We start from the raw sequence: 17670 nt of genomic DNA on the forward strand, positions 1-17670 counted from the left end.
CGATGCGCGCGCGAAATGTCATGGTCTTGACGCGCTGCGCCGGCGAAGCGCGCGGCCGCTGCCTTCTTGTTGGTCAATGCGTCGCGGCGATGGCGCCCGCGTCATGGCACTGCGCGCGGGAAGTGGTCCTTCGGACATCAAGCGGAGCGCCGCCGTTCGAACATCCTTTGCGCCAGGTTCCAGAACCGGTTGATCGTGCCGCGATCGTCCCTTTGCGTCCGCGCCAGAACGAAATCCACCGGTTGTGCCCGGGCGAGGGGACGACGCACGAAGCCCTCGGGCGCGGGGCTTTCGTGGGGGCGAAGACTGATCATGGCCAGCCGATCGGCAACCGCGTGGAAGACGACGGCCGCGGCGCCTTCGCTGACGACTGTGATATCGGCCGAATTGGCGAGCACTGCGCCAAATACGGCATCGAAATCCTGGCGGTCACGACTCGGACGAAAGGTTGCGGTGCGAATGCTGCTCATCATCTCGTCCGTGACGACGGATTCCGACGCGACCGGATGTTCGGCGGGAAGTACCAGATGCGGCGTCACCTGCATGGCGGGAATCCTTTCATAGCTGTCAGGAAGGAGGCTTTTCAGCGCCAGCGCAGCATCCAGCAGGCCGAGGTCGAGTTTGCCGAGGCTGCGCATGCTGGTCCCGCTGCTGGTTTCGACCGTGCCGCGCCCTTCGTCGCAGAATGCTTTCAACAGCGCGCGTATCTCTGACGACCAATAAACGAACGGATGCATGCCAAAGCGTAGGCGCGCACCATTTTCGCGCCTGAGCAGGCGGATACGCGCCTGTGCGGCCTCCCATGCCGCGGTAAGTGCCTCGGCTTCGGGGACGAGGGTTGCGCCTTCTTCGGTCAGGGTGACGGTGCGCGTGGTCCGCTGGAACAGCGCAAAGCCAAGGTCCCTCTCAAGCTGCCGTATCTGGCGCGAAAGCGTCGCCTGATCGATCCCAAGCGCGCGGGCAGCGGCGCTGAACGACATGGTCCGGGCGACGGCGGCGAAGCGCGAGAGGTGCAGAGGGCTCAAAACTATTGACCGGTCATATTGATGATGATCATACATCAATGACGCATGGCAAGCCCATTGTCGAGCGGGGTGGCGTTTCATATTCTTCTACGGGTATAGGAGAAGAAGGCGAAGAATATGAGCAGCGCGATATTCGAGCAGAAGGATATGGCCACCGGCATGCTGGTGTCGCCGATCGGCGGTCACATTGGCGCCGAGATCACCGGGATCGACCTTTCGGGCCCGCTGACGGATACCGTGTGCCGCGAGTTGCGGGCTGCACTGTCACGCCATGGCGTGCTGTTTATTCCGGGACAGGATCTGACGCTTGCGCAATATGTGCGGCTGGGCGAAGCGTTCGGCGAACTGGAAGTCAATGATACGCTGGCGCATCCGGCCGGCTATCCGCAGGTCGGGTCGCTCGTAAAGGAGGCCGGTCATGTCACGAGCATCGGTGATATGTGGCACACCGATCACACATATCTGGAAAAGCCGCTCGCCTTCACCATGCTTCGCGCCCTCGAAATCCCGCCGCACGGTGGCGACACGCTTTTTCTTAGCGCCAAGGCCGCCTTTGCTGCGCTTCCCGACAGCGTCAAGGACACGCTCCGAAGCCTGAGAGCATTGCATTCGAGATCCTACCTGATCCGCGACGGCAAATATGCGGCGCAGTTCCTCCTCGAGCGCCCGCCGCAGGGCGGCAAGCCTGCTCTCAACAAGACCGCGGTTCACCCGGTCGTCACCACCATCCCCGAAACCGGCGAAGAGGTGCTCTTCGTCAACCCGGGCTATGTCGTAAAATTCGAGGGCTGGAGCGCGAAACTCTCCCAAGGACTGCTCGCATCGCTTTTCGAGCATTGCCACCAGCCGGAGTTTCAGTGCCGCTTGCGCTGGCAGGAGAAGGCGATTGCCATTTGGGACAATCGACAGACATGGCATTTTGCGGTCAACGATTATCACGGCCACCGCCGGTCGATGCAGCGGTTGGTAATCGGTGAGCGGTCCAAGGTTGGGTAGCAGTGCAATGTCATCACGCGCTACAAGGATATTATGGCGATTTCACCTCGCGTTGACGTCTTCAGCAATGCTTGCGGCGGCTTTCTCAGCGAGATCAAGTATCGCGAAGTGGCGGGCGATGCCAACTTCTCGGAAGGCTTATGGCCCGAGGGCGGCGGGGAGATCGGAGATGCCGAGCCGCCCTGCCTCATCGGGAAGGGCGGCTCTCGATGTTCGGAGGCCGTACGAAAGATCAGGCCTTCTCAAGAATGTGAACCGCGCAGGCGCTTCCCAGTCCGACGACGTGGGTCAGGCCGATCGTCGCCCCTTCCATCTGGCGCTTGCCCGCCTCGCCGCGAAGATGCTGCGCAATCTCGTAAATGTTCGCGATGCCGGTCGCACCCAAGGGATGCCCCTTCGATAGCAGGCCGCCCGACAGGTTGACGGGAACCTTGCCGCCAAATGTCGTCGCACCGCTGTCGAGAAAGGCGCCGCCTTCGCCTTCGGCACACAAGCCCAGATTCTCGTAGTGCGGTATCTCGGCGGTGGCGAAACAGTCGTGCAGCTCGACAAGATTCACGTCTTCGGGCCCGACGCCCGCCATCTCATAGGCGCGCGCCGCGGCGAGGCGGGTGACCGTATTCACGTCCTGCATGACGAGATTGCGATCGGTGAAGGGATCGCTGGCAAGACCCGACCCTTTCACGCGAACGGCGCGGTTCATGAGTCCGAGTTCCTTCGTGCGCTTCTCGCTCATCAAGACGGCGGCTGCCGCGCCATCGACGTTGACCGAACACATGAGCTTGGTAAGCGGATAGGCGATCATCTCCGCCTCCATCACCATGTCGAGCGGGGTTTCCTTCTGATACATGGCTTTCGGATTGAGCACGGAATGCTTGTGGTTCTTTTCCGACACGCGTGCGAACTGTTCGAAGGTGGTCCCGTATTTTCGGCTGTGTTCCATCCCCATCTGCGCAAATACCGATGGCATCACGCCGGAGCCTAAAAGACCCTCCGTCGGTATGGCCGTCCCGCCGCTGTTCTTGGGTACGAGCATGCCCTTGCCCATCTTCTCCGAACCGACGGCGAGGCAGGTGTCGTACAGGCCTGCCTTGATGGCGATGAACGCTTCGCGAAAAGCCGTTGCCCCGGTGGCACAGGCATTGGTGACGTTGACGACCGGCGCGCCTGTCTGACCGATGTAGTGCAGCATGCGCTGTCCCATCATCGTGCCGTTGCAGGTACCCGCATAGATCGCCTGCATGTCCTGGATGGTCTGTCCGCAATCGTCGAGCGCCAGCAATGTGGCCCGGGCGGCCAGGCTTTCGGGCTTGGCATCGTCAAAACGGCCGAACTTGATCATATCGATACCGACAACATAGACGTCGTTGCTCATTGCGCGGCTTCCTGTGCGGGGATGAAGAAATGGGCAATAAAGCCGTCGCCATCGGCGACAGCGGTCGAGGCGGAACGGAAGATCACGTCGACCGGCATGCCGAATTTCACATGCGACGGGTCGGGCACGATATCGATCAGATTGCCGCGAACGGTGCCGCCGCCATCGAGATCGACCGTGGCGGACACGAAGGGGACTTTCACTCCGGGAAGGCTGCGGTGGACGATCGTATAATTGTACAACGTGCCGTGCGATGCGAGCCTGACAACATCCATGGCGTTGCGCGCACCGCATTTCGGGCAATTCTCGAACCGGCCCAGATGGGTCTGGCCGCAGGCACCACAGCGACTGCCGAGAAGATACGGCGCTCCGTTCTCGTCCAGTTCGGTGTAGGGCGCGACCGGTCTCTCTGTCGCTGTAATGTCGTTCATGCGTTCCACTTTCCAGTTTCGGCGTTCGGAGCCGCTGCCCGGCAGTCTCCATCAGTGCCATCGGCATATGCCGCGCGACGCATCGCTACCCCATATCCGGCGTAACGCCGCAGACGGGTTTGCCAAAAATTAGGAGCGATGCTGGCAATCGGCACGGGTCCCCAAACAGCGCCGGCGAGAGCAGGTTGACTGGTCCGGCCGTCGCGATAGGTAGGCGGGATGAATTTACGCTGGATCACATTATTCGCCACTATCGCGGAAGAGGGTTCTTTCACGCGCGCTGCCACCCGGCTCAACATCGCGCAGCCATGGCTGTCGGCCCAGATGCGAAAGCTGGAATATGAGCTCGGCGTACAATTGCTCGTGCGCGAGAATGTCGGCGTGCGTGTTTCGGAAGCCGGCGAACTGCTTTTGCCCCACGCCCGCCAAATCGCCGAGTCGGCCCGGCTCTTTCGTGAAGCGGCACGCAGTCTCTCGCAAAGCCGAAGCCAGATGGTGAAGTTGGGTTGCTATGTCCCGATTATCGATGTGAGCGGGCTCAAGACGGCGACGCTCGACTTCGTTCAGCGCTATCACAACTTCGAGCTCGAGACCGAGATGAACTATCCGGCCGCGCTGGTGAAGTCGCTCGACGAATGGAGTATCGACCTTGCCTTGATTCCCCGTGAGTTGGCTACCGGCGTGGTCGAAATGGATTTCATATCTTTCGGTTCCGCGGGAATTTACGCCCTCGCCCAGAGCAAGAAGGCGAGGAAACTGGACGACCTCAAGGGCGGAACGATCGGCTTGCCCCCGAAGGAGTGGGGCGGCGCCCTTCATGTCGGCTTGCGGGAGCGCTTCGAGAAACTCGGTATGGTGACCAGTGAGGTGCCGGAGTTCGACCTCCGCGCGATCGAGCATTCGGTTGCCGGTCGCGGGGCGATGGTCGCGATGGCGCTCGATGAACGAGGGCTGGCATCGCTCGACCGCGACATAAGCGCAATTCCCGTCGAGGGGATCGAACTCGAGCACGTGCTGTGCCGGATCAAGGGGCGCGAACTCGGCCGGGCCGCCGAACGGTTCTGGGCTTTGTGTGCGCGATCGGCCGAAGCCGGCGGCACCGACGCGGCTGCGGGCGAGCGAACTACCTAAATGGCTTAATTCGCGTTTTGGGAACGCAATTGCAATCCAGCTAGACCCGCGGTGAAAGCCAGATACGGGGCAGTTGACGCATGGATCTCAAATTTACCGCAGAAGATCAGAAATTTCGCGAAGAGGCGCGCGAATGGCTGAACGCGAACGTCTTCAAGGAACGTCGTCCGCATGGCGGCGACGAGATGCGCGAATATGATCTTGCATGGCAGAAATGCCAATATGACGGGGGGTGGGCGGGGGTGTCCTGGCCCGAGGAATATGGCGGCATGGGACTGGGCCTCACCCGCCAGCTGATCTGGTACGAGGAATATGCGCGCGCCAATGCGCCCGACAATCATCTGTGCTTCGTCGGCCTCAATCACGGCGGTCCGACCATCATTGCCCATGGCGATGCGGATCAGAAGAAAGAGCATCTGCGCTCGATCCTCTCCGGCGAGAAGATCTGGTGCCAGGGCTTTTCGGAGCCGAATGCCGGGTCCGATCTCGCCTCGCTGAAGACCCGCGCCTATGTCGACGGGAACGAACTGGTCATCACCGGTTCCAAGATCTGGACGAGCCACGGTCATCTGTCGGACATGCAGGAACTGCTGGTCCGGACCGATCCCGAAGCGCCCAAGCATAAGGGCATCAGCTGGGTCATTTTCGACATGAATACGCCGGGTCTGGAGCTTCGCCCGATCGAGATCATGACGGCGCCCAATCACACGCATTTCGTGCAATGCTTCTACGACGAGGCGCGCGTGCCGTTGAAGAATGTCGTGGGCGGACTCAATAACGGCTGGTCGGTCGCGATGTCGACGCTCGGCTTTGAGCGCGGAACCGCACAGATCAAGGACCAGATCCGCTACGCATTTCTTGTCGAGGAGATGATCGCGCGCGCGCGCGAACGCTACGGCGCCGCGTTTCTCGATGGTGATGAATTCGGATCGAGGCTTGCGCAGCTTCGCGCCGATATGGCGGCGGCGCGCGCGATGACCTACATGGTCGTCAGTCGCGCCCAGCACGACGTGAGCCCGGCGATGGCATCGCTGATGCGGGCCATGGTAGGCCAAGTGCAGCAGCGCGTCCGGCGGCTTGCCTTCGACATCATCGGTGCCGATGGACTGGAGAATCCGGAAGACGACGACTGGGTCTACTTCTATCTGCGAACCTATGCGACCACGATCGCCGCGGGCACGTCCCAGATCCAGCGCAATATCATCGGCGAACGTGTGCTCGGCTTGCCGCGCAGCTGACTTCAGGAGAATAGAGCGTGGACTTGCTTCCTTCCGACGACCAGCAGCAAATCGTCGATACGATCAAGGATTTTCTCCGCAACGAAGCGCCGGTCGACCGGCTGCGCGAGTTCGGGGCCATCGGAAATCCGGACGCCCTGCTTTGGCCGCAACTGGGCGAGCTGGGTTTCTTTGCGCTTGGGCTCCCCGACGACAGGGGCGGGGTGGGGCTCAGCGCCGCGGAGGAAATGCTCGCCTTTCAGCAGTTCGGCTACCACCTCGTATCGCCCGGCATCTTCGGCCTGGTGCTCGGGGCCCGAATCGCGGCTTTTGCAGGCGAAGATGCGCTTCGGGACGAATTGCTGGCGGGCGGCATCAAGGTCGGCCTCGCAAATTCGCGCGGCGCCGCCGGCGCTGCCGACGAATATCACCTGTTCGAGGCCGAGGAGGCCGCGTGGGTCCTTCTCGTGTCCGAGGAGGGGGCTGCACTTTACCCGCGCGATGCGTTCAGCGAAATCGTCCGGGTCAATTCGACCGACAGCGCCCTCGTCCTCGAGCGCGCGAAGCTGTCCGGCGCGCCGCGCGTCGCCATTTCCGCAGAGACCGACAATATCCACGACCGCGCCCTGATGTTGATGGGGGCCTATGCCGTGGGTGTCAGCGAGGGCGCGCGCGATCTGGCCGTGGATTACAGCAAGATTCGCGAGCAATTCGGCAAGCCGATCGGTGCGTTCCAGTCGATCAAGCATGTCTGCGCCGACATGGCGATCCGTTCGGAAGCCGCACTGTGTCAGGCATCCTTTGCCGCGCTGGTAATGGATGAAGGATCGCCCGATACGCCCTTCCACGCGACGGCGAGCAAGATCGTCGCCTGCGAAACCGCGGTAAGGAATGCGGCCGACTGCATCCAGGTGCACGGCGCCTTCGGCTTCACGGCGGAGGCCAATGTGCACCACTATCTCAAGCGCGCGCACGTCGCCGACATGATGTGGGGTTCGCTCCGCGAACAGCGCAGGCGCATCCTGACTTTCCCGACCCCTGCATGAGATTGGCATGTCCTACGAAACGATAATATTGACGGTGACGGATGGAGCTTACCGCCTGACCCTCAACCGGCCCGACAAGCTCAACAGCTTCAATGCGCAAATGCACGAGGAGGTGCGCGACGCGCTCACCTGCATCGAACGGGATGCCGATGCGCGGGTGTTGCTCATCACCGGGGCGGGGCGTGGATTCTGCGCCGGCCAGGACCTTGGCGACCGTGATGTGAATGCAGGCCCGCTCGATCTCTCGCAGGGCCCGCAGAATGATTATAATCCGCTGGTGCGGCGGCTGGTCGGGCTGCCGATCCCTGTGGTATGCGCCGTGAACGGCGTTGCCGCGGGGGCGGGGGTCAACATCGCCGCAGCGTGCGATATCGTGGTGGCCACGGCCTCCGCAAAGTTCGCACAGGCGTTTTCGGCTATCGGGCTCGTTCCGGATTCGGGCGGCACCTATATGCTGCCGCGGCTGATGGGACAGGCCCGCGCCATGGCGTTCACGCTGCTGAACGAGCGGCTGACCGCTGAGCAGGCGGCCGCGTACGGCCTCATTTGGAAGGCGATCCCGGACGATGAGTTCGGCGCCGAGGTGGAGGCGATCATCGCCAAACTCGCCGCCGCCCCGACATTCGGACTGGGCTCGGCGAAGCGGGCCATACGCGAGAGTTGGTCGTCGGATCTGGACGCGTCGCTCGATCGCGAACGCGACATGCAGAAACAATGCGGATTATCGCCCGACTACAGGGAGGGCGTGAACGCATTCAAGGAAAAACGCGTGCCCGAATTCACGGGGGCAGGCCCCGCATGAGCCGTTTACAAACCCGCTTTACGCAGGCCTTCGGGGTCGATCACCCTATCGCCCAAGGCGGCATGCAGTGGGTCGGACGTGCGGAACTGACGTCCGCAGTCGCCAATGCGGGTGCGCTCGGCTTTCTGACGGCCCTGACCCAGCCCACTCCCGACGATCTGCTCAAGGAGATCGACCGATGCCGGGAGATGACCGACAGGCCGTTCGGGGTGAATCTCACCATATTGCCGTCGATCAATCCGCCGCCCTACGCCGAATATCGGCAGGCCATCATCGATGGCGGTGTGAAGATCGTGGAAACCGCGGGCTACAGGCCCCAGGAACATGTCGACGCGTTCAAGAAGCATGGCGTGAAAGTCATCCACAAGTGCACTGCCGTCCGGCACGCCTTGTCGGCGGAACGCATGGGTGTAGACGCGATCTCGATCGACGGATTCGAATGCGCAGGGCATCCCGGCGAGGACGATATTCCCGGCCTCGTGCTGATTCCGGCAGCCGCCAATGTGGTGAAGGTGCCGATGCTGGCTTCAGGCGGATTCGGCGACGCGCGCGGTCTTGTTGCGGCGCTGGCGCTGGGGGCGGACGGGATCAATATGGGCACGCGCTTCTGCGCGACCCAGGAGGCGCCGATCCATCGCAACTTCAAACAGGCGCTTGTCGATGGTGACGAGCGTGCCACCGCGCTGATCTTCCGCACCTATCGCAACACCGCCCGGGTGGCTCGCAACGCGATCAGCGAAAAGGTGATCGCGATCGAGGCGGAAGGGAAGCCCTTCGAAGAGGTTGCCAGCCTCGTGAAAGGTGCCAAGGGGCGAGAGGGGCTCGAAAACGGCGATACGCAGCACGGCATCTGGACCGCAGGGATGGTGCAGGGGATCATCGACACTATCCCGACGGTGCGCGAACTGATCGAAACTATCGTGGGCGAAGCAGTCGATATCGTGGGAGGCAGACTTGCCGAAGCAGTCTCGCGCGAGGAGGAAAAGGCATGACGGTCAAAATTCGAGTCGATGTGAAATGTTGCGTGGGCCACGCTCGCTGCGCCGCCGTCGCGCCGGAAGTCTATGAGCTGGACGACAACGGGTTCAACACCACCCCCTACAAGGAAGTGGACGAGAGCCTTCGCAAGCAGGCGATCCGGGGCATGCGCGCCTGCCCGGAGAAAGTTATTACCATCGACGACGAGGATGGCCGATGATGATCGGCCGCATCGGCCTCGCGGCACAACTCATTATCGACGGCGGCTTTGCCGCCGCCTGATGCATGGCGGCGCGTTGCTCGACCGCGACCATGGACGTGTGATCTTGCTTCTACCGAGGAGCCGGGAGAGAGAGTGACCGATCCGCCAGCGCTGAGGCGATGCGCCGAACCCAAGCTTTGCCTTTGATCGGCCAACGAGACGGACGGGTAGGACAATAAGCGATGAATTTCGATTTTTCCGAAGACCAGGAAATTCTTCGCGGCGAGGCGCGAAAGTTCCTCGAAGCGCGATGCCCATTAGCGCTCGTCCGCGGCGTACTCGAAGACGAGGGGCGCAGCCATGACGCGACGCTGTGGCAAGGCCTGGTCGACCAGGGCTGGACCGCGCTGACCTTGCCGGAAGAGCATGGCGGGCTCGGTATGAGTCGCACCGATCTTTGCGTGCTGGCCGAGGAACTCGGCCGTGTGCTGGCGCCAGTCCCCTTTGCATCGACCGTCTACTTCCTGGCCGAGGCGATCATGCTCGCCGGCAGCGATATCCAGCGGGAGAAGCTTCCCGCCATTGCGTCCGGCGAATGCATCGGCTGCCTCGCCATCGACGAGGGAGCCGGGGAGCCGTCTCGCAAGAAGGTCGAGGCGCGCGTTCAGAACGGCTTGCTGTCCGGCATCAAGCAGCCCGTCATCGACGGCCTGTGCGCGACCGATGCCCTGGTCTGGGCGCGCGATGAAAGCGAGACGCCGCGGCTTTTCCTTGCGTCGTTAGTGCACGAGGGGGTCCGCCGCGTGGCGATCGACAGTCTGGATCCGTCGCGCGGTATCGCCCGCCTCGAATTTTCAGGGGTGCCCGTCCAGCCGATCGGCGGCCCCGAGCTGCTCGACCGCCTGCTCGACGGGGCGGCGGTACTTCTCGCGTTCGAACAGATCGGCGGGGCGGACCGGGCGCTCGAACAGGCGGTGGCCTTCGCGAAAGAGCGCTCCGCCTTTGGCCGGGAGATCGGCAGTTACCAAGCGATCAAGCACAAATTGGCGGACGCTTATGTTCATAACCAGATCGCGCGGTCCAACGCCTATTATGGCATTTGGGCACTGGATGCGGACAGCGATGAACTGCCCCACGCCGCCGCAGCTGCCCGCGTTTCTGCGTGCCAGGCGATGTGGTACGCCGCGCGCGAATCGATCCAGACCCATGGCGGCATCGGCTTTACCTGGGAAGCCGACCAGCATCTGTTCTATCGCCGCGCGCTTCATCTCAACATGGCGATCGGCTCGCCGCGCATGTGGCGCGACCGTCTGTTCGCCGCACTGGAAATGCATGACGGAGATTCGAACTGATGGACTTTTCGGACACGCCTGCCGAAGCCGAATTTCGCACTCGCGCACAGCAATTTCTAGACGCCCACCGCGATGATCTGCCCTCGCTGGCCGGCAGCGAGGAAGAGCGGCTGGAGCGCCAGCGTAAGTGGCAGGCGATCAAGGCGAAGCATGGCTTCGCCTGCATCACATGGGATCGCGAATGGGGCGGGGCAGGCGGCACGGCAATGGAAGCTGTGATCTTCCGCGAGGAAGAAGCCCGGCGCGGCGTACCCGACGCATTCTTCGGTATCGGTCTCGGATTGTGCATTCCGACTATCATTCGCTACGCGTCGAAAGAGCAGAAGCAGCAACTTGTCGCGCCGGCAATCCGGGGCGAGCAGATATGGTGTCAGCTTTTTTCCGAACCCGCCGCCGGCTCCGACCTCGCCGGCGTTCGCGCCAAGGCGGTGAGGGAAGGGGACGAATGGGTGCTCAGCGGTCAGAAAGTCTGGACCAGCGGCGCGCATTATTCCGATTTCGGCCTTGTCATTGCGCGAAGTGATCCCGACCAGCCGAGACACAAGGGGCTGACGACCTTTTTCGTCAAGATGGATGCTCCGGGTATCGAGGTCCGGCCAATCCATCAGATGTCGGGGGGGATGGAATTCAACGAGGTTTTCTTCAACGACGTGCGCGTTCCCGATGACCAGCGCCTCGGGGATGCGGGTGAAGGCTGGAAGGTGGCGATATATGCGCTGATGAACGAGCGGGTGCAGGGCGGAAAACAACGCGGCATTTCTGCCGCAGAAACGATCGCGCTTGCGCGCCGCACGCCGGCGGGGGATGCTACGCTCGCCGACGACGGCGCCTTCCGCGGCGCGTTCGCCGATTGGTACATACGCACGCGCGGGGTGCAATTGACGCGCTACCGGACGCTTACCGCCATGTCGCGCGGGCAAACCCCGGGGCCCGAGGCTTCGATAGGCAAGCTTGTCACGGCCTTCGAACTTCAGGAGATGTCGCGATTGCTGGTCGAGGCACAGGGACTCTATGGACTGGTCGACGATTCCGAACTCTCTATGCTGAGAGCCGAAGTTCATCACGATCTGCTGCATGCGCCGGGGATCCGGATCGCTGGAGGGACTGACGAAATCCTCCGGAACATCATCGCCGAACGCGTCCTCGGGCTTCCCAAGGGACCGCAGCCCGAGAAAGGAAAGCCCTTCACACTGACGAAGTAAGCCTCAGTCGCGAAGGACGCTCGCCCATTGGCCGGTTTCGGAGGAACGCAGCGCGGCATCGAGTATGGCTTCGACATGAAATGCTGCTTCGAAGTCGGGCACGGCTACGCCCCCTTCGCGGATCGCGCGCAGCATCTGCTGCAGCGCCGGGGCGATATCGTATATCTGCGGAATTGCCGGCGTATCGGAGAAGAAGAGGCCGGCCGGCTCGGCCAAGTCAGGATCGATCTGCAGCGGCTGGAGGGTGTCGCCATTCCCAGCGCCAAGGAGCTCCAGGCGGGGCCCGCAGGCGAAACCCTGATCGTCCCGCGTCATCAGCGTCATCGCCTGTCCCGAGATTTCCATCTGCCATCCGCTCTTGCCCGGCGACGACCAGCCCAGCGCAAGCGTGCCCATCGCGCCCGAAGCGAAACGCAGGAGCAATTGTGCCGTGTCGTCGACCTCGGGGCGCATGCTGGTTCCGTCGTCGAACACCCATTTCTTGCGCGCGATCATCGTCTGGCCGACGACAGCCTCGACCGGGCCGAGCAACCATGTCAGCAAATGCAATGAATGGGTGCCAAGGTTCCGCATGGCCGACGCGCCATGCTTCTTCACCCCGAACCACCTCCAGCCGGATCCGCCTGCGGTCGGGGTCGCGAAATGGCTTATGTGAAGCCGCGCGTTCACGGCGAAGGGTGTCCCGGCCGTGCCGGTCTCGACAAGGCGCTTGACCTGCCGGTGCGCCGCCTGCCACGCGAAAACCGAATCCAGCGCGCAGACGGTGCCTGCTGCACGCGCCGCGTCGCGCATGCGGCGGGCAGAGGTGAGATCGGGAGCAAAATTCGCGCTGGCAAAGACATGCTTGCCATGTTCCAGCGCGGCAAGCACCATTGGCATCCGTAGGTCGGGCCGCGTCCCGATGTCGATGATGTCAAGGTCTGGATCGGCACACATGGCGAAAGCGTCCCAGTAGGGACGCGCGACGCCAAAATCGCGTGCTGCCGCCTCTGCGGTTTCGCGGCGCGCGGTGCAGACCGCAACAACCTCGGCTCCGCCGGTCGCGTGCCAGGCGGGAAGATGCGCGCGCATTCCCCAATTCGCGCTGACGACGCCGACTTTCAGCTTGCCGGTCACAAGCGACGCCCGTGACATCGACTGGGTTGCTGGTTCCGCATCAGCGCAATTTCGTCAAGCCGTTTCTGATCACCGTCTTACCGCGTTCGGGCACCTCGGCTTCGAAGGAAATCGTCTTCTCGTCTTCCTTCCAGAGCTTCACGCGAAGACTGTCGCCCGGAAAAACCGGCGCCGAGAAACGCGCCTCGTGGCTCGCGACGCTGTCGGGATCGAAGCCGCAAAATGCCTCGACCACTGCGCGGCAGGTGAAACCATAAGTGCAGAGGCCGTGGACGATCGGACCATCGAAGCCGGCTGCTTGTCCGCGCTCGGGGTCGATGTGCAGGGGATTGCGATCGCCCGACAGGCGGTAGATCGCGGCCTGGTTTCCGGCCATCCTGTACTCGACCACCTTGTCGGGTTCGCGTTCGGGGATGGCATGCGGCACGGGCGTCGGACCGGTGTTCCCGCCCGACCCGCCGTCCCCGCGCGCAAAGATGGTGCGCTGCAAAGTGGCAATCTTTTCGCCGTCCGCCTTGTCGCGCAGCACCGTCTCGCGAACGATGATCGCACCCTTGCCCTCACCCTTATCGTAGACTTCGACTACGCTGCTGTCGGCGACGAGCGTGCCCTCTACAGGCATCGGGCGATGCAGGATTGTCTTTTCCTCGCCATGGAGGACCAGCTTGTAGTCGACGCCCAGTTTGTCGGTCGGGACGCCGGCGCCCCATGCCACGACCGTCGCCAGCGTCGGCAGCGCGCGCAGATCCTTCTCGTACACGAAGCGCAATTCATCGAGGTTCATCGGATCGCTTCCCATGCCGACGCCGAGGGCATAGAGCATCGTATCGCGGTCGGTGAAACTATATTCCTTTCCCGTCTCTTTCAGATCGAGGATTGCGGGATATTCTATCGGCATTGCGGGGATCCTCCCAAATCTGGTCCGGCGGCCGGGTCTTTGACCCGGTCCAGATTCTATTCGGCCTGCGGTCCGTAGGCCGTGACCCATTTCGCGGGCCTTTCGGGGAAGAAAATCTTGCCTTCCCCGGCTGCCCTCGCGATGTCATGCGCGCTGAACGCTTCTTCGGGTACATATCCCGCATGGACCTCGAACCGGCATTCGCCGACCCATCCGCCCCCGGCCATCAGGGTCTTCCCGCTCTGTTCGCCCGATAGCTCGCTGACCATGTAGAGAAGCGTCGGCGCCACCCGGTCGATATGGAACTGCCTCTTATATTCATCGGGCATATGCGCGGTCAGCGCGGTTGCGGCGGCGGGCGCGATGTTCCACACCCGGATGCCATATTTGCGACCCTCGATCGCCAGCGAATTCGTGAAGCCGATCGTGCCGCATTTCGCCGTTCCGTAATTCGTCTGGCCAAAATTGCCGCGGATACCGGCAGTCGAAGTCGTATTGACGATAACCCCGCCGCCATTGTCCTTCATCCAACCGAAGACGGGCTTCGTCGAGGCATAGAGCGCCTTGAGGTGAACATGCATGATCGCCTCCCACTGCGACTCTTCCATCTTCACAAATGAGGCATCGCGAAGGATCCCCGCATTGTTGACGAGAATGTCGACCCTGCCGAACGCAGCGAGCGCGGTCTCGAGAAGGCTCGCCCCCCCCTCGAGACTGCCGACGTCGGCAATATTCGCGGCAGCTTTGCCGCCGGAAGCGACGATGTCCTGCACGGTGGCTTCGGCTGCCTTGGCCGAAAAATCATTGACGACGACCGAAGCGCCTTCGGCTGCAAGTGCCCGGGCATAGGATTGCCCAAGCCCGGCGCCAGCGCCGGTCACAATGGCGACTTTACCATCGATCAAACCCATTTCGTCAAATCTCCTTCGCCCATTCCGATAGGCGCGAGCATCGGGCTCTGTCACATTCGGGAACATGTCTGCTGAGGCGTGAGCCCCCTTAACCGGCCCTTGGAACCCGATCCTGCCTGGGGGCCCAAACCAGTCTGAGCTCTTTCATTCCCATCACGCCGCCACCCAGCGTTTCGGGTTCGAAGCCCGGCTCGACCGAAAATTCCGGGATGCGCTTCAGCCATTCGTCGATCGCGACCTGTATTTCGCGGCGTGCCAGATGCGATCCGAGACATCGGTGGGGGCCAAAGGAAAAGGCGTTGTGCCGATTGGGGCTGCGTCCGAGATCGATCTTTTCCGGGTTTTCGAACTCCTCGGGATCGCTCGTCGACAGCAGCGTGGAGCCCGCGACCATGTCGCCCTTTTTCATCGTGACGCCGAAAATGTCGGTATCCGCGCTGACGATCCGGCCGGTCGTCACGACAGGGAAAGCGCGAAACAGTTCCTCGACCGCGTCCGGGATCTTTGCCGGATCTTCACGGAGCAGCTTTTGGGCCTCAGGATGTTCGGCGAGGTAGCGGAAGTGGAAAGTCAGCGAGCTGACCACGGTGTCGAGACCGCCGATGAAGAGCAGGAAAACCGTACCCATGACTTCTTCGTCGGTGAATGGCCGGTCGTCGGCCTTGAAGTCGATCACATCGGAGACCAGCGTACCGGGACGCGGATTTGCGCGATGTTCGGCAATCTGCTCCTCGAGAAAGGCCTTCACTTCCCTCATGGCCTGTCCGCGGCGGGCGCGGTCGTGCACGATCATGTCCGCCCAGTTGCGGAATTTTTCGAGATCGTCGTCCGCCATTCCCATCAGTTCGAGGAAGATGCGAACCGGCATCTGCTCGCCGAAGGCGCGGATGAATTCGCATTCGCCCTTATCCTTGATCGCATCGATCAGTTTACCCGCCATCTCGCGCATCCGCGGCTCGAGCTTTGCGACGCGGCCAGGCGAGAGCAGGGGGTTCAACGGAACTCTGTACTGGGCATGCTCGGGCGGGTCCACTTCGAGCGGGAGCAGTTTCCAGCTTTCGCCCATCGCGAAGCTGCGCGGCTCGGCCGAACTGAACAGATTTGTTTCCTGCAGCATCTTGCGGATGTCTTCGGCGCGAGTGAGCACCCAGGCACCTTTTCCCTCGCCGCCGCGATCCTGGTGGCTGAGCGGGGAATAGAAAATTTTGGGGCCTTTGTGGAACTCGGCGATCTGCTGGTGCGGGCAGCCTCCAAGGCCGGTGCGAAAATCGAGGAAGCGGACGAGCTCTGCCGGAACATGATCGGGTATGTTCCACTGGCCCTCGCGTCGCGGATCTTCATGGGTCATCGGTGCGCTCATCATCTTTTCCTCTCTGCAGACGCTGCATTCCGGATGGGGCCGACACGGCGTTCACCGGTACTCGTTCAACTTCGCACATTACTGATGCCATTACAGTTTTCAAGTGACACGGGCGCGCCATCACTGCCCGCCCATGCGCGCAGCGTGCGCAGGTTCCAAATAATATATTTAAAAACAATTTATTATCATATATCATCCATTATGAGGCGAAGCTCCATAATCGCGAATCCAAGGAGGATTCCTCATCAATTCATAGTTGACACTACTTCAGTTTTGACCCAGCATGCGCCTAAATAGAACCCGGTTCCGCCCGATGGCGGGGACTGGTCGGCAGGCGAGGCCTGCAATCGGGTATTCAGGAGAGAGCATGGCTGACGCTGATTCAACCGCAGGCCGGTTAACCGACGAAGACATTGAGCGAGCGCGCCGTCAGGTGGGCGTGCCGAAATTTGCCTATAACAAGCCCTTCAACGAGCGGGCCACTCCTGACAGCATGCGTCATTTCGCGTTCAACTACGGCGACGACAATCCGCTCTTCAATGACCGCGGCTATGGTCGCAAGACCCGCTGGGGTGACCAGATCGCGCCGCCGCTTTTCCTGCACACGACGGGTGTCAACCTGACGCCGAAGCCGGACGGCGAGTTGAAGGAGCTGTTCAAGGGCCTGTTTCGCGGCGTTGGCAAATATTACACGGGCGTCGACTGGACCTGGTGGCAGCCTTTGTATCCCGATCAGCAATTGTTCGTGGAGCGCGTGACGTCCGATGTATCGATCAACGAATCCTCCTCGTTCAGCGGCGGCCGGACTGTAACCGAGACGTATCGCGACCTTTACGTCAATCATGCCGGCATCCCGGTCGGCAGGCGCGAAGAGCATTATCTGTCGGCCGAGCGCGGCGGCACGAAGAAGAGCGGGAAATACGCCGGCATCAAACGGCAGACCTATACGCCCGACGATATCGCCAAGATTGACGAAATCTATGAGGCCGAGACTCGGCGCGGCGCGGAACCCCGTTTCTGGGAAGATGTCGAGATTGGGGAGGAAATGATCCCGCTCGCCAAGGGGCCGCTGACGATGGTCGAGATTATTTCATACCACATGGGAATGGGTCTGTCCTCCAGCGGCATCGGCCCGTTGGGGCTGGGTTACAAGCAGCGCCGGAAAATGCCGGCCTTCTACGTCGAGGATGCGCACGGCGTGCCCGACGTCGTCCAGCGCGTGCATTGGGATCATGAGCGGGCGCAGCAGCTCGGCCTGCCCAGTTCCTATGACTATGGCCAGATGCGCACGAGCTGGCTGATTCATCTTTGCACCAACTGGATGGGCGACGATGCCTGGCTCTGGAAATTCTCGTGCCAGTCCCGCGCTTTCAATTTCATGGGCGATACAACCATCTGTTCGGGCAAGGTCGTCGCGAAGCGCGAGGAGGGCGCCCACCGGCTTGTCGAGCTGGAACTGGCCTCGACCAATCAGCGCGGCCAGAACACCGCGCCCGGGACCGCGACCGTGATCTTGCCGAGCCGCGAACTCGGTCCTGTCGTCCTGCCGCAGCCGGAGGAGGAGATGCGGATCGCCGGAGCGAAGATGCGCGCGGGCGCGGCGCGGGCGCGCTAGCCCCCGAAACATC

The 17670-nt window shown here is 62.1% G+C and carries 18 protein-coding genes; 11 read left to right on the forward strand and 7 right to left on the reverse strand.

Annotated elements, in window-relative coordinates; translation table 11 throughout:
- Positions 1-137: 137 nt before the first annotated feature.
- Positions 138-1061, reverse strand: a complete 924-nt coding sequence (locus tag FHR21_RS13765) for a LysR family transcriptional regulator (RefSeq protein ID WP_184099242.1) — start codon at positions 1059-1061, stop codon at positions 138-140.
- Positions 1062-1142: 81 nt separating this feature from the next.
- Between FHR21_RS13765 and FHR21_RS13770 the strand changes: the two genes are divergently transcribed.
- Positions 1143-2021 (forward strand): TauD/TfdA dioxygenase family protein, encoded by an 879-nt coding sequence (locus FHR21_RS13770; RefSeq protein ID WP_184099244.1) that lies wholly within the window; start codon positions 1143-1145, stop codon positions 2019-2021.
- Positions 2022-2253: 232 nt separating this feature from the next.
- On the opposite strand, the gene FHR21_RS13775 is transcribed toward FHR21_RS13770, so the two are convergent.
- Together FHR21_RS13775 and FHR21_RS13780 are read right to left on the reverse strand one after the other, a co-directional pair.
- Positions 2254-3396: a thiolase family protein gene (locus FHR21_RS13775; RefSeq protein WP_184099246.1), complete on the reverse strand. Its 1143-nt coding sequence runs from the start codon at positions 3394-3396 to the stop codon at positions 2254-2256.
- Positions 3393-3827: a Zn-ribbon domain-containing OB-fold protein gene (locus tag FHR21_RS13780; RefSeq protein ID WP_246427241.1), complete on the reverse strand. Its 435-nt coding sequence runs from the start codon at positions 3825-3827 to the stop codon at positions 3393-3395. Before FHR21_RS13780 ends, FHR21_RS13775 begins: the two co-directional genes overlap by 4 nt.
- A 219-nt stretch (positions 3828-4046) precedes the next feature.
- Between FHR21_RS13780 and FHR21_RS13785 the strand changes: the two genes are divergently transcribed.
- From FHR21_RS13785 to FHR21_RS13820, 8 genes are all read left to right on the forward strand, one after another.
- Positions 4047-4958, forward strand: coding sequence for a LysR family transcriptional regulator (locus FHR21_RS13785; RefSeq protein WP_184099250.1), 912 nt, complete (start codon positions 4047-4049; stop codon positions 4956-4958).
- A gap of 80 nt (positions 4959-5038) precedes the next feature.
- Complete coding sequence (locus FHR21_RS13790) at positions 5039-6196, forward strand: acyl-CoA dehydrogenase family protein (protein ID WP_184099252.1); 1158 nt, start codon at positions 5039-5041, stop codon at positions 6194-6196.
- A 17-nt stretch (positions 6197-6213) separates the two neighbouring features.
- On the forward strand, positions 6214-7221 hold the full coding sequence (locus FHR21_RS13795; RefSeq protein WP_184099254.1) for an acyl-CoA dehydrogenase family protein: 1008 nt from the start codon (positions 6214-6216) through the stop codon (positions 7219-7221).
- A gap of 7 nt (positions 7222-7228) precedes the next feature.
- On the forward strand, positions 7229-8023 hold the full coding sequence (paaG, locus tag FHR21_RS13800) for a 2-(1,2-epoxy-1,2-dihydrophenyl)acetyl-CoA isomerase PaaG (protein ID WP_184099256.1): 795 nt from the start codon (positions 7229-7231) through the stop codon (positions 8021-8023).
- On the forward strand, positions 8020-9015 hold the full coding sequence (locus FHR21_RS13805; protein ID WP_184099258.1) for an NAD(P)H-dependent flavin oxidoreductase: 996 nt from the start codon (positions 8020-8022) through the stop codon (positions 9013-9015). The genes paaG and FHR21_RS13805 overlap by 4 nt, the downstream gene beginning before the upstream one ends.
- Positions 9012-9221, forward strand: coding sequence for a ferredoxin (locus tag FHR21_RS13810; RefSeq protein ID WP_184099260.1), 210 nt, complete (start codon positions 9012-9014; stop codon positions 9219-9221). The genes FHR21_RS13805 and FHR21_RS13810 overlap by 4 nt, the downstream gene beginning before the upstream one ends.
- Positions 9222-9445: 224 nt before the next feature.
- Positions 9446-10555, forward strand: coding sequence for an acyl-CoA dehydrogenase family protein (locus tag FHR21_RS13815; protein ID WP_184099262.1), 1110 nt, complete (start codon positions 9446-9448; stop codon positions 10553-10555).
- On the forward strand, positions 10555-11757 hold the full coding sequence (locus FHR21_RS13820; protein ID WP_184099264.1) for an acyl-CoA dehydrogenase family protein: 1203 nt from the start codon (positions 10555-10557) through the stop codon (positions 11755-11757). Before FHR21_RS13815 ends, FHR21_RS13820 begins: the two co-directional genes overlap by 1 nt.
- 3 nt (positions 11758-11760) lie before the next feature.
- On the opposite strand, the gene FHR21_RS13825 is transcribed toward FHR21_RS13820, so the two are convergent.
- From FHR21_RS13825 to FHR21_RS13840, 4 genes are all read right to left on the reverse strand, one after another.
- Entirely contained in the window at positions 11761-12891 is a 1131-nt protein-coding gene (locus FHR21_RS13825) for a Gfo/Idh/MocA family protein (protein WP_221235178.1), read from the reverse strand.
- 22 nt (positions 12892-12913) lie between these two features.
- Positions 12914-13771: a MaoC/PaaZ C-terminal domain-containing protein gene (locus FHR21_RS13830; RefSeq protein ID WP_184099268.1), complete on the reverse strand. Its 858-nt coding sequence runs from the start codon at positions 13769-13771 to the stop codon at positions 12914-12916.
- Positions 13772-13827: 56 nt separating this feature from the next.
- Positions 13828-14682: an SDR family NAD(P)-dependent oxidoreductase gene (locus tag FHR21_RS13835; RefSeq protein WP_184099270.1), complete on the reverse strand. Its 855-nt coding sequence runs from the start codon at positions 14680-14682 to the stop codon at positions 13828-13830.
- Between the two features lie 88 nt (positions 14683-14770).
- Positions 14771-15631 carry a cytochrome P450 gene (locus FHR21_RS13840; RefSeq protein ID WP_184099272.1) on the reverse strand — a complete coding sequence of 287 codons (861 nt, stop codon included), beginning with the start codon at positions 15629-15631 and terminating at the stop codon, positions 14771-14773.
- Between the two features lie 66 nt (positions 15632-15697).
- Between FHR21_RS13840 and FHR21_RS13845 the strand changes: the two genes are divergently transcribed.
- Positions 15698-16339 carry a hypothetical protein gene (locus FHR21_RS13845; RefSeq protein WP_184099274.1) on the forward strand — a complete coding sequence of 214 codons (642 nt, stop codon included), beginning with the start codon at positions 15698-15700 and terminating at the stop codon, positions 16337-16339.
- 16 nt (positions 16340-16355) lie between these two features.
- The gene (locus FHR21_RS13850) at positions 16356-17657 is read left to right on the forward strand and encodes an FAS1-like dehydratase domain-containing protein (RefSeq protein WP_221235179.1); all 1302 of its coding nucleotides are present in this window, start codon (positions 16356-16358) and stop codon (positions 17655-17657) included.
- Positions 17658-17670: the final 13 nt, after the last annotated feature.

The organism is Sphingopyxis panaciterrulae, assembly GCF_014199295.1.
Lineage (GTDB): Bacteria > Pseudomonadota > Alphaproteobacteria > Sphingomonadales > Sphingomonadaceae > Sphingopyxis > Sphingopyxis panaciterrulae.

Bases quoted from the DNA above. Each gene is read 5' to 3' on its own strand.
- FHR21_RS13775 (WP_184099246.1), bottom strand. From the start codon at position 3,396: ATGAGCAACGACGTCTATGTTGTCGGTATCGATATGATCAAGTTCGGC.
- FHR21_RS13785 (WP_184099250.1), top strand. From the start codon at position 4,047: ATGAATTTACGCTGGATCACATTATTCGCCACTATCGCGGAAGAGGGT.
- FHR21_RS13830 (WP_184099268.1), bottom strand. From the start codon at position 13,771: ATGCCGATAGAATATCCCGCAATCCTCGATCTGAAAGAGACGGGAAAG.
- FHR21_RS13805 (WP_184099258.1), top strand. From the start codon at position 8,020: ATGAGCCGTTTACAAACCCGCTTTACGCAGGCCTTCGGGGTCGATCAC.
- FHR21_RS13820 (WP_184099264.1), top strand. From the start codon at position 10,555: ATGGACTTTTCGGACACGCCTGCCGAAGCCGAATTTCGCACTCGCGCA.
- FHR21_RS13790 (WP_184099252.1), top strand. From the start codon at position 5,039: ATGGATCTCAAATTTACCGCAGAAGATCAGAAATTTCGCGAAGAGGCG.
- FHR21_RS13850 (WP_221235179.1), top strand. From the start codon at position 16,356: ATGGCGGGGACTGGTCGGCAGGCGAGGCCTGCAATCGGGTATTCAGGA.
- FHR21_RS13825 (WP_221235178.1), bottom strand. From the start codon at position 12,891: ATGTCACGGGCGTCGCTTGTGACCGGCAAGCTGAAAGTCGGCGTCGTC.
- FHR21_RS13770 (WP_184099244.1), top strand. From the start codon at position 1,143: ATGAGCAGCGCGATATTCGAGCAGAAGGATATGGCCACCGGCATGCTG.
- FHR21_RS13840 (WP_184099272.1), bottom strand. From the start codon at position 15,631: ATGCGCGAGATGGCGGGTAAACTGATCGATGCGATCAAGGATAAGGGC.
- paaG (WP_184099256.1), top strand. From the start codon at position 7,229: ATGTCCTACGAAACGATAATATTGACGGTGACGGATGGAGCTTACCGC.
- FHR21_RS13810 (WP_184099260.1), top strand. From the start codon at position 9,012: ATGACGGTCAAAATTCGAGTCGATGTGAAATGTTGCGTGGGCCACGCT.
- FHR21_RS13835 (WP_184099270.1), bottom strand. From the start codon at position 14,682: ATGGGTTTGATCGATGGTAAAGTCGCCATTGTGACCGGCGCTGGCGCC.
- FHR21_RS13845 (WP_184099274.1), top strand. From the start codon at position 15,698: ATGCTCGGGCGGGTCCACTTCGAGCGGGAGCAGTTTCCAGCTTTCGCC.
- FHR21_RS13780 (WP_246427241.1), bottom strand. From the start codon at position 3,827: ATGAACGACATTACAGCGACAGAGAGACCGGTCGCGCCCTACACCGAA.
- FHR21_RS13815 (WP_184099262.1), top strand. From the start codon at position 9,446: ATGAATTTCGATTTTTCCGAAGACCAGGAAATTCTTCGCGGCGAGGCG.
- FHR21_RS13765 (WP_184099242.1), bottom strand. From the start codon at position 1,061: ATGTATGATCATCATCAATATGACCGGTCAATAGTTTTGAGCCCTCTG.